This is a genomic window from Bifidobacterium callimiconis, assembly GCF_003952005.1.
Lineage (GTDB): Bacteria > Actinomycetota > Actinomycetes > Actinomycetales > Bifidobacteriaceae > Galliscardovia > Galliscardovia callimiconis.
Genome location: NZ_QXGJ01000007.1, coordinates 1 through 11,329 on the forward strand (window position 1 = coordinate 1; position 11,329 = coordinate 11,329).

Consider the following 11,329-nt stretch of genomic DNA (forward strand, 5'->3'; position numbering starts at 1 on the left):
TTGATCGCGCCGTTGGACTTGTGCACGGTGACCACGCCCCACGCCGGCACGGTGACCTTCTGCCACGCGCCGCCCTGGCCGTTGATCGTCACCGCGGCCTCGATCGGCTCGCCGGTCGGGTTGTACAGGAAGCCGGCCAGATCGCCGTTCGGCGCGAGGAACGCGACCGATCCGAGTCCGCCGTGGCGTCCGTCGGGCGTGTGGTTGGTGGAGGCCACGCGGCGGGATCCCACGGCCACGTCCTGACCGTAGTTGCGCAGCATGAAGTACTCGAGGTTGCGCTTCACCTTGCCGGTGCCCGAATCGATGGTGATCACGCCGCGGCGTCCGGAGGTGCCGGCCCACGACGGGAATCCCTGTTCGTCGAGTGCCATGTTCCACAGGTTGATCAGGCCCACGCCGTTGCGCACGAGCCAGGTGCCGATCTCGCCGAACATCACGTGCGACGCCTCGGCCACGGTCTCGTCGAGCATGCATCGGCGCTCGGTCATGGCGGCCTTCCACTGCGGGAACTGGCGGGTGCCGTTGTGCACCCAGTGCGGCAGTCCGGAGTAGGTGTGGAATGCGGCGCCCGCGAACGCCTGCGCCTGGGCGGGGGTCATGTATTCGCTGGCCGGGCGCTGCCAGAAGCGCAGCGAGTCGTCGCCGAAGTAGATCTCCACGTCGGGGTAGGTCTTGTCGAGCGCCGGACGCAGATAGTTCGCGCCCCACGCAGTGAGTTCCTCGGGTGTCCAGATGGTGATCGGCCATGGGCATCCGTTGCTCGGCTCGTTCTGCATGGTCACGGACGTGATCGGGATGCCGTAGGACTCGTAGGCGGCGATGAATTTGACGAAGTACTGCGCGTACACGTAGTCGATGGTGTCCTGATAACGGTAGCCGTTGCCCACGTATTCGCCGAGGCGCAGACGTCCGGCGCCGTCGAGACGGCCGCTGGTCTTCATCCATGCGGGCGCGCTCCACGGGGAGGCCATGACCTTGACGGCCGGGTTGATCGAGAGGATCTCCTGCAGCACGGGCACCACGTTCTTCAGGTCCTTGGTGGCGTCGGGCGCACCGGGCTCGCCTTCGCCGATGGAGAAGTAGTCGAGCGCGGCGTCGGCGACCACGCCTTCGGGCAGGTCGTCGTAGGAGTAGTAGGCCTGGCTGGAGAAGTCGCAGGCGCCGATGGAGATGCGTACGGAGGAGAATCCGCCCTGTTCGGGATCGAACATTTCGGTGAGGATGGCGTGGCGCTGTTCGGGGCTCATGGACTGCATGAACAGGGATGCGCTGGAGTCGGTGATGGCCGCGCCGGCGCCTTCCCATAGCTGGTACTGACGAGTGGGGTCGATCACGATCTTGACGGCGTTCGCGGCGGCGTCGTTGCCCGTCGCTTCCGGGGTGGGGATTGGCGCGCGACGGTCGGCGAGGTCGCCGCTGGTGCGCGTCCAGTATTCCGTACGGTAGCTGGTCATCATTGCTCCTTCTGCTTCCGATATATCAGGTGTATGAGTTCATCATTGAACGGTCGACATTGATAAACTTACAATCAAATATAATCATGAACGAACATGTTTGAGATTGATCATTCGGCGTGTCGTGATCGGAAATGCACCTCTCGATACCGTATGATCCTTAGAAAACAGTGAAGTTTTCCTCGATCATAGTCATGATCAAAACATGATGATCATGAAAATAATGGAGACAAATTTTGGCAACATTCCGAAGTGATCACAAATGAGCGTGTATGATCGAAGACAACAGATAACGAAAGACCTGATCGAACGAACCGGCAGGCTGGTTCGGACGGGTTGACGGGACTCTGAAAACGGCAATGCAGCCGAAGTAAACGAAAGGAAGAACAATGAAGTTGAATCGCGTATTCAAGGCTGTCGCGGTAGCTTCTGTCCTGGGTCTGGCTCTGACCGGATGCGGTGGCGGCGGCGATTCCGCAGCCTCCAGCGGCTCTGACTCCTTCGATAAGAACGCCAAGACGGAAATCACCTTCGCCGGCTGGTCCCTGAGCTCCACCCCTGAGTTCCAGACCCTCGCCGACGCCTTCATGGCTAAGTACCCGAACGTCAAGGTGAACGTCAAGGAATACTCCGCTGACGATTACGACAAGCAGCTGACCGCCGATATCTCCTCCGGCTCCCAGCCCGACGTCTTCCCGATCAAGAACCTGCAGAAGTACTACACGTACCCCCAGTCCGGCGGCCTCGCCGACCTCGGCGACATCGCCAACACCTACAAGTCCGACAAGAACATCGACATCTCCAACTACGAGCTGGACGGCAAGTACTACGCCATGCCGTACCGCCAGGATTCCTGGGTCCTCTTCTACAACAAGGACATGATGGAGAAGGCCGGCGTGGCCACTCCGGACGGCACCTGGACGTGGGACGACTACACCAAGGCCGCCGAGGAACTCAAGACGAAGCTGCCCGCAGCCGGCTACGACGCCAACTCCGTCTACCCGATCTACCAGCACAACTGGCAGTCCGTGGTCCAGGCCTTCGCTCTGGCCTAGACCGGCTACAAGCCCGACACCAACTTCTTCAAGGCCAAGTTCGACTACATGAAGCCGTTCTACCAGCGTGCTCTGAAGTGGCAGGACGAGAAGCTGACCATCGACTGGAACACCTCCAACACCACCTCCGTGCAGTACCAGGCTCAGTTCGGTACGCAGAAGGCCGCCATGATGCCGATGGGCACCTGGTACGCCGCCACGCTGGTGAAGCAGCAGAAGTCCGGTGACGCCGACCAGTTCACCTGGGGCATCGCTCCGATCCCGCAGAACCCGGATTCCAAGACCAAGTCCGACAAGCCGGTGACCTTCGGTGATCCGACCGGTCTGGCCGTCTCCTCCAAGGCCACTGGCCAGCAGCTGGCCGCCGCCAAGGAGTTCGTGAAGTTCTGCGCCGGTGAAGGCGGCGCTGAGGCCCTCGCCAAGATCGCCACCACCCCGGCCTACTTCTCCGACAACGTCGCCAAGACCTACTTCTCCGTGGACGGCATGGCCACCGACGACCTGACCAAGCAGGCCTGGCAGGAGCACGACACCAAGCCGGAGAACCCGGTTGGTGAGGGTTCCGATACCATCATCTCCCTGCTCAAGGATGCTCACTCCTCGATCATGACCGAGACCTCCAGTGTGAACGACGCCCTCGCCAAGGCGACGCAGAACATCAAGGATCAGGGTCTGGTCACCGAGTGATGACGCTCTTGGTCCCCGCCTGACGGCGGGGACCAACCCCACACCCACAACCTGTATCTCTCTTCAGATCTCTCCTATTTCCTCTTTCTTCATAGGCACGGTCCTGGCTCATAACCCGGGCCGTGCCTTTTTAATGCCATAAATCGATCGCGAACCGCACAAAGTACAGAAAAACGAACAACATTGACGATGCGGTTCAAGCGAAAGGAGTCAGCGGTCATGTCCCACACGGCTGCCCAGGCCGATTCGAAGACGGCCACTCGCGGGGGCGAGAACAAGCCCCAGCACAACAAGGGGAAGATGTCGAGCGCGGCTATTTCGCGGCGTAACTTCCTGCACGGCGTGGCGTTCATCACGCCGAACTTCCTTGGATTCATCTTCCTTATCCTCATCCCTGTCTGCGTGCTGTTCTACATCGCGAATACACGCTGGAGCGCATTCGGAAGCCCGGTCTGGACCGGCATCACCAACTGGAAGCGCCTCCTCCATGACGATGTGTTCAAGGACGCGTTCTGGAACACCATCTACTACTCGGTCGTCCACATCCCGCTGACGCTGATCATCGCCTTCGGTCTGGCGGTGCTGCTCAACTCCAAGCTCAAGGGCCGCGCGTTCTTCCGTACGGTCGCCTTCTTCCCCTACATCACCTCGATCGTGGCCGTCGCTCAGGTGTGGAACATGCTGTTCGACGCCAAGACCGGTGTGATCAACCAGTTCCTTGGCCTGTTCACCGACAACCTGCCCGGCTGGCTTGGATCCACCACATGGGCAATGCCCGCCGTGATCATCGTGGCCACCTGGCGTGAGGCCGGCTACTTCATGATCCTGCTGCTTGCCGGTCTGCAGACCATTCCGAGCGAACTCTACGAGGCCGCCGAACTCGACGGCGCCAACGCCTGGCAGCGCTTCTGGAAGGTCACCGTGCCCTGCATGCGACCGACCCTGTTCTTCGTGATGGTCACCCTGACCATCGGCTCCTTCAAGATCCTTGATCTGACACTGGTCATGACCAACGGTGGACCTGGTACCAGCACCCTGGTGCTCGCACAATACGTCTACCGTGTGGCATTCGAACGCAGCGACTTCGGCTACTCCAGCACGGTCTCGCTGGTGCTGTTCGCACTCTGCATGATCATCACTCTGATTCAGTTCTGGTACAACAACGCTAAGGAGAAGTGAGATGACTGCACAGACTGCATACCCGAACGCGGTCAGCTCCGCCGACGTTCCCTTCAATAAGAAGCCCACATCGCTCGCCAAGATCATCGGCACCGTCATCGGCTACGTCGCCATGATCGCCTGCGCCCTGTTCGTGCTGCTGCCGTTCATCTGGATGACGCTGGCATCGTTCAAGCCCAACAACGAAGTCTTCATGGTCCCGATGAAGTGGCTGCCGAGCGTGTGGCACTGGGAGAACTACGTCAACATCTGGTCCGACTCGAACATGCTCACCTGGGTGGGCAACACCATCTTCTTCGCCATCTGCGTGACGTTCCTGCAGGTGTTCACCGGTTCGTTCGCCGCCTACGGCTTCTCCAAGGTCAAGTTCCGCGGCCGCAACGTACTGTTCCTGATCTACATCGCCACCATGGCCGTCCCGTGGCAGGCCTACATGATCCCGCAGTTCAAGATCCTGTCCGCCATCGGCCTGTCCGACACCCGCTGGTCCATCATCCTGCTGCAGGCGTTCGGCGCGTTCGGTGTGTTCATGATGAAGCAGTTCTACGACACCATCCCCGAGGAGCTGTCCGAGGCCGCCCGACTCGATGGTCTGTCGGAGTTCGGCATCTACCGCAGGATCGTGCTGCCGCTGTCTGGCCCGTCGATCGCCGCTCTGGGCATCATCACCTTCACGAACACGTGGAACGACTACATGGGCCCGTTGATCTACCTGCGTAGCCCGAACCTCTACACCATCCAGCTTGGTCTGAAGACGTTCATCTCGCAGAACTCCGCGGATTACGCCATGATCATGACCGGCTCCGTGATGTCCGTGCTCCCGATCCTGGTGGTCTTCCTCATCGGTCAGAAGCAGTTCATCGAAGGCATCGCCACCTCGGGTATGAAGGGCTGATCCGTAAGTGAACAGTCCAGTGGACTGTTCACTAGGATCAGGCGAAGGCCGCCCCGACGGGCGGCCGAAGCCAGCAAAGCGGAATCCGAAAGGATTCTCCATAATTGCAGGACTGACGGGCGCAAAGACAGTCCAGTGGACTGTCGACTGCCCGTCAGGCGAAGGCCTCCCACCAAGGGAGGCCGGAGCCAGCAAAGCGGTGGCCGCAGGCCACTCCCCACTTGCGGGAGCGCCCCAGTCACCGCCCACCTTCAACCCAACATCTTCCTCAACGTACTATTTCGGCAATGCTCCCCTCAGTCACCTGCGGTGACAGCTCTCCTCGGGGAGGGGAGCCAAGCAAATCCACCCCACACCCAAATCTTTTCCCTCCCACGAACAAAAACGCGCAACCGTGTTTCTTCCTTCCTGTGGTTGCGCCGGCCGTTTTCGGAAGACCGCCTGCCAAATCGGCCTTTCGAAAACGGCCTCTTCCATATCTGGCCACATATCAGATCACATCCCGGCCATAGTCGTCCGGCCACCCGCGCATCCAGTCACCCGCACATCCGGCCACTCATCTCGCCCATCATCCACCCGCCCATTCCAACCGTGAAGGAGTACCATGACGGCCATGGCAGAAAACACTCCGCAGAAGCAGTCGTCCTCATCCTCGAACTTCGCCGGCACGTTCCTTACCGTGGCGAATTCCATCTTCGTGATCCTCGCGCTGGGATGGTGCTCGCTGGTGGGTATGCTGCCGCTCCTTCTGGTGTCGGGATTCGTGCACGACCTCACTTACTATCCGCTCTATCTGGCCGCGCTCGCGCTGAGCACGCCGGGCATCGCCGCCCTGTTCGCCGTGTTCCGCGACCAGCCCACCCTGTTCTCCGGCAACTCCGCGCTGCGCGCCAAGGTGTGGCAGGACCACGCCGACGAAAAGGATTTCCCGCCGGACTGGATCGCCCAGCCGTACGTGGATCCGAACCACAACGCCGCCGTCATCAAGCCGTACTTCCGCGCCTACGCCCGAGTGTTCAAGCGCTCGCTGGCCATGGGCTTCACGTTCGCGGTGCTCGCGTTCTGCTTCCTGTACAACATGCAGATCTTCGCGCAGCTGCCGTTTGGTGTGTACGTGACGCCGATGCTGGCCGTATGCCTGGTGTTCCTCGCGCAGGCGCTGCTCATCGCCCTGGTGCTCGTGGTGGAGTATCCGAAGGCGAAGTGGCTGGTCACGCTCAAGAACGCGGTGATGCTGTCGGTGCGCCGCTTCTACATGATCGTTGTGTCGGGCATCGTGCTGGCCGCGTTCGGTTTTGCGCTGGTCACGTGGAGCCCGATCCTGTTCCTGCTGCTCGGCACCGGCGTGGTGGGCTACATGCTGTGGGCCTCCGCCCGTTGGCAGGCCGACAAGCTGTTCGTGCTCATGGCCAACGAAAGCAAGGACAAGCGCATTATTGACATGTACAGTGCGCAGAGCCGCGGCAACAACTTCTTCAACGCCCAGTCCGACTGGCAGCAGTGAGCGGGGGAGGACCCTCCCTCAGTCCGCCGTTGGCGGCCAGCTCCCTCCCAGGGAGGGAGCACAGGCTCAGCTCCTACGTGCTCCCTCCTCGGGAGGGAGCTGTCACGCGAATGCGTGACTGAGGGAGGGACACGTGACCAGTCCCTCTCCCTCTACAATCCGTCACGTCCGTCTCCGTCGTCTTTATCTATGCAGTGTCAGCGGCGTTCGCTTGGCACCGATCATCAGCCATCAACACAATCAGGGGGTAATCATGGCATCGGTTTCTGAATCATCGCGCTCGGCACGCTCGGCGCAGTCGTCGTCGCCGCTCGGCACGGTCGACATCCTCATCGACGGCGATGCGGTGCGCAACGCCACGGCGAGCCGCCACGGTCTGACGTTCAAGGGATTCGGCGTGCTGTCCGGCAACGCCACGTCGAGTCTGCTCATGGACTACAAGGCCGAGCATCCGTCCGACTACTGGCGTCTGGTGGAGACGCTGTTCGGCGGTCCGCGCCCGATCATGAACCTCGTCAAGGTGGAGATGGGCAACGACCGCAACAACTCCACCGGTCCGAACGTGGCCACCATGCGTGACCGCGACGAATACCCGGCCGTGCGCCGCGAGCCCGGATTCCAGCTCGCCGCCGACGCCCGTCGCTACCAGCCCGGTCTGCATGTGAGCATGCTGCGCTGGCACGCCCCCACGTGGGTCCATACGAACGACGACGTCTACCACTGGTATAAGAACACGATCCTGGCCGCCTACCGCGAATACGGCTACATGGTCGACACGGTGAATCCCGACGTGAACGAACGCACCGCCGATCTGGCATGGGTGGCCGAGTTCAAACGTCGCGTGGCCACCGACGAGACCGGTTTCATCGGCAACGGTCCGGACGATCCCAACGCCGGATTCCACAGCGAGCGCGAGCGCGAACTGTTCCACCGCATCCGCGTGATCACGTCCGACGAGGAGGTGACCGGCACGTTCGGCGGTGATCTGGTGGCCGATCGCGAACTGCGTGAGACGATCGACATCGCCGCCTACCACTACAGCGTGCGCGACGACGACGAGGGCAACTTCACCCGTCTGGCCGACGAATTCGACAAGGAGATCTGGAATTCCGAGGCGCAGGCCACGTTCTCGAATTCCGCGGACCGTCCGAACAACACGATGGACGATGGTCGTGGCGCCGGCCGTGTGGGCACTCGTCTGGGCGGCATCGGCTCGCCTTTGGAGATGGGCAACACGATCATCAAGGGATTCGTGCGGTCGCGTCGCACGAACGCGATCTACCAGCCGGCCATCGGCTCGTTCTACGAGGGTCTCGAATACTCACACAAGGAGCTGATCTCCGCACGCGACCCGTGGAGCGGCTGGGTGTACTACGACGCCGGTCTGGCCGTGCTCGAGCATTTCTGCCGGTTCGCCGATCTTGGCTACGGCGAGCGCGCGTGGCGTGCGGTGCCCGAGTCGAGCGTGTGCGAGGTGGAGGGCAACAATCCGGTGTGCGGCGCCCGTCACGGCGAGCCGTCCGCGCTGACTCTGGTGTCGCCCGACGGGGCGGACTATTCCACGGTGATCGTGAACGACAGCGGCTACGAGCGCGTCTACCGCATCGCCGCGCGTGACTTCGCGGGTGCTGGCCGTCCGCTGAACGTGTGGCGGACCCGCGCCGCCGAACCGGGTCGTCCGTACGACAGTGAGTATCTGCTGTTCAACGGTACGGTCGAGGCCGCGGACGGCGTGTGCACGATCGTGGTGGAGCCGTGGTCGGTGGTGACCGCGACCACGCTTACGAAGGACGACGTTCCCACGTTGGGCGTGCCGCACACGGACGAGCGTACGCGCGACGTGCTCGACGTGGAACCGGACGGCGCGCTGCTGTACGCCGACGATTTCGATTACGCCGACCAGCCGCCGGTGAGCGTGTTCAAGCGCGACGCCATGGTGGAGGAGGACTATCTGACCAGTCGCGGCGGTGACACGGGCACGTCCGCCCGGTATACGACCGACACGAACGGCGCGTTCGAGATCGTGGCCACCGGCCTGCTGGTGGACAACGGGCATATTGCTGGGGATAAGTCGCAGGGGCATGGCCGTCATGTGCTGCGGCAGCAGATCGACTGGAACCATGCGGGCAACGCATGGATCGAGGGCGACCCGCGCACGTCGATCGGCGACCTGCGTTGGGCGAACTACCGTGTGGGCGTGGACGTGCTGTTCGAGGAGTACCCCGGCCGCGCGCCGTACGTGCTGATCGGCGCCCGTGAAATGGGCGGCTCCAAGTTCAGCACCGATCTGGCCGCCTACGACTTCAAGCTGCGCGCCGACGGCGTGTGGCTGCTGCGCAACTACGGCAACGAGGTGCGTCGCGGGCACGGCGTGGACCTTGACCTCGACGGCACCGGATTCCGTCCGGGCGCGGGGGAGTGGAACCGCGTGGAGCTCGAGGTGGCCGGCGACGCGATCACCGTGTTCGTCAACGGCGTGCGCGTCACCTCGTGGCGTGATCCGCATCCGCAGACCGCCGGACGAGTGCAGTTGGGTACGAGCTTCGATCACGTGCTGTTCGATGATCTGCGCGTGGAACGCGTGGCCGGATTCGCGCCGTACTATCGTCATCTGATCGACGACATGCACATGACCTCGTGGGAGGGTTCCGACGACGGGCTTGGCGGGCTTGGCGACGGTGACGGCTGCGTCGACGGCGTCGACGAATCCGACGTCGTGGTGCCGACGCTCGACTATGCCGGCGAGTGGACGCACGACAACGGCAAGGGCATGTACACGTACCAGCGCACCGCGTCGGTGGCGCTCGCGGCCGGCGCCACGGTGAGTCTGACGACCGACGGATCGGGTGTGGACCTGTTCGGCCCGAGCGACGGCAGTGCGCGGCTCAACGCGTATGTGGACGGGACGCTGGTGCGCTCCGGCATGACGGTGCAGCCCACCGCGGCCTCGCTGCGCACGGCGTTCCAGCTGCGCGGACTGCCCGCCGGCACGCATCGCGTCACCTTCGAGCTCGCCTCCGGCAGCACGCCCTTCACTCTCGACGCCGTAGGCGTGCTGTAACGCCCATTCCGGTGTTCTCCCTCCGAGGGAGGGAGATGTCGCGGCGTATGCCGTGACAGAGGGAGGGATTTGGAGCTGGTTGGTTCCGTTCCCTCCCTCAGTCCGCCTTTGGCGGCCAGCTCCCTCCCTCGGAGGGAGCACGGGGCGTTTCTCCTCAGTCGGGTACGCCGACAGCTCCCCTCAAAGAGGGGAGCCACAGCAGAGGAGCTACCGCACGCGCAGAAGGTGGATGTCGGGGGAGGCGGCCGCGGTGCTGGCGCGCGGAATGAACGACGACTTGAGGAACTTCGTCGACGGCATGACCGACTCGGCCTGCGCGTGACGCAGCTGCGCGACGATCTCATCGACCGCCTGCTCGGCCGGCTCCTTGCGCGGCAGACGCACCGTGGACAGCGCCGGCGCCACCAGCGAGCTGATCGGGGTGTCATCGATGCCGACCACGCTCACCTCCTCCGGCACACGAATGCCCTTGGCCTGCAGCGCCTTGATGAACCCGATGCCCACGATGTCGTTGTACGCCATCACCGCAGTGGTCGGATTGCGCAGGAACTCGTCGGAGTAGCGGTATCCGCCGCTGTACGACGGCGCCTTGTACGCGATGCGGCGTAGACGCATGCCCGCCTGCGCGCAGTATTGCGACAGCACGCGCCAACGTCGGCCATCCTGCCACGACGCCTCCGGGCCGGACAGGTACGTCAGCTCCGTATGCCCCAGCTTCATCAGATACTCCACGGCCTCGGCCACACCCTGCTGAGCGTCGGGCACGATCGAATGCACGCCGCGGATCGGACGGTTCAGCACGATCAACGGCTTGATCTCGGCGAGTTTGCGAATCGTGGCGTCCGACGAGCGCGACGACGTGAGAATCAGACCATCCACGTGATGCATGGCCAGTTTCAACGCCTTGCGCTCGATCAGATGCGTCTCCTCGAAATCGATGACCAGCAGACCGAACCCCTTGCGCAGACACTGGTGCTGGGCGCTTTTCACATAGTCCGCGAAGATCGGATTGCCTAGATCGGCCACAGTGATGGCCAGCAGGCCGTTCAGCTGACCGGAATCGGTCATGTTCAACGACGTGATCGCCTTGGCACGGTAGCCGAGCCGGTCGGCGGCATCACGAATACGTCGCGCGGTCTCCGCGCTCACACGGCCCGGCCTGGCGAACGCACGCGACACCGTGGACGGCGAGACGCCCACCGCCTTGGCCACGTCACGGATCGTCGCGCTCTTGCGTTGGCCGTCGTTGGCACCGTTCATGTCATCGTCGGTATCGTCGGTGATCATGTCGTTATCGGCCATGACATCGTTCGTATCGCGGGGATTGGTGGTCTCGGGGTCTTCATTGGCGTCCATCGACGAGGTCATTACTGTTCGCTCCTGATCGTTCTGTACTGATTCCTTACTTTAGCGGCACTGTCCAAAGTTCTCCATAAGCCATACGGACACATCGATGTGAACGATAACTACACCATGATGACAGCCGTTGCC

6 protein-coding genes and 1 pseudogene are annotated in these 11,329 nt (G+C 62.5%); 5 read left to right on the forward strand and 2 right to left on the reverse strand.

The features are described from left to right. Positions 1-1,460: glycoside hydrolase family 30 protein (locus tag D2E23_RS07330; protein WP_126030312.1), on the reverse strand; the 1,460-nt coding region annotated here is incomplete at its 3' end. A gap of 386 nt (positions 1,461-1,846) precedes the next feature. Between D2E23_RS07330 and D2E23_RS12010 the strand changes: the two are divergent. The 5 genes and pseudogenes from D2E23_RS12010 to D2E23_RS07360 all read left to right on the forward strand — a co-directional run bounded on the left by D2E23_RS12010 (position 1,847) and on the right by D2E23_RS07360 (position 9,838). After that, positions 1,847-3,199, forward strand: a pseudogene (locus tag D2E23_RS12010) (ABC transporter substrate-binding protein). Positions 3,200-3,418: 219 nt separating this feature from the next. Then, the gene (locus D2E23_RS07345; RefSeq protein ID WP_126030315.1) at positions 3,419-4,378 is read left to right on the forward strand and encodes a carbohydrate ABC transporter permease; all 960 of its coding nucleotides are present in this window, start codon (positions 3,419-3,421) and stop codon (positions 4,376-4,378) included. A gap of 1 nt (position 4,379) precedes the next feature. Then, positions 4,380-5,273, forward strand: a complete 894-nt coding sequence (locus D2E23_RS07350) for a carbohydrate ABC transporter permease (protein ID WP_126030316.1) — start codon at positions 4,380-4,382, stop codon at positions 5,271-5,273. Positions 5,274-5,886: 613 nt separating this feature from the next. Next, complete coding sequence (locus D2E23_RS07355; RefSeq protein ID WP_126030317.1) at positions 5,887-6,777, forward strand: YesL family protein; 891 nt, start codon at positions 5,887-5,889, stop codon at positions 6,775-6,777. A gap of 253 nt (positions 6,778-7,030) precedes the next feature. Continuing rightward, positions 7,031-9,838 (forward strand): 3-keto-alpha-glucoside-1,2-lyase-like domain-containing protein, encoded by a 2,808-nt coding sequence (locus D2E23_RS07360; RefSeq protein WP_126030318.1) that lies wholly within the window; start codon positions 7,031-7,033, stop codon positions 9,836-9,838. Between the two features lie 207 nt (positions 9,839-10,045). Here the strand turns inward: D2E23_RS07360 and D2E23_RS07365 are convergent, their stop codons facing one another. Next, complete coding sequence (locus D2E23_RS07365; RefSeq protein ID WP_126030319.1) at positions 10,046-11,206, reverse strand: LacI family DNA-binding transcriptional regulator; 1,161 nt, start codon at positions 11,204-11,206, stop codon at positions 10,046-10,048. Positions 11,207-11,329 lie beyond the last annotated feature (123 nt).

What these genes read in the sequence shown, in the direction of transcription:
- D2E23_RS07345 (WP_126030315.1), top strand. Translation starts at nt 3,419, where the DNA reads ATGTCCCACACGGCTGCCCAGGCCGATTCGAAGACGGCCACTCGCGGG.
- D2E23_RS07350 (WP_126030316.1), top strand. Translation starts at nt 4,380, where the DNA reads ATGACTGCACAGACTGCATACCCGAACGCGGTCAGCTCCGCCGACGTT.
- D2E23_RS07355 (WP_126030317.1), top strand. Translation starts at nt 5,887, where the DNA reads ATGGCAGAAAACACTCCGCAGAAGCAGTCGTCCTCATCCTCGAACTTC.
- D2E23_RS07360 (WP_126030318.1), top strand. Translation starts at nt 7,031, where the DNA reads ATGGCATCGGTTTCTGAATCATCGCGCTCGGCACGCTCGGCGCAGTCG.
- D2E23_RS07365 (WP_126030319.1), bottom strand. Translation starts at nt 11,206, where the DNA reads ATGACCTCGTCGATGGACGCCAATGAAGACCCCGAGACCACCAATCCC.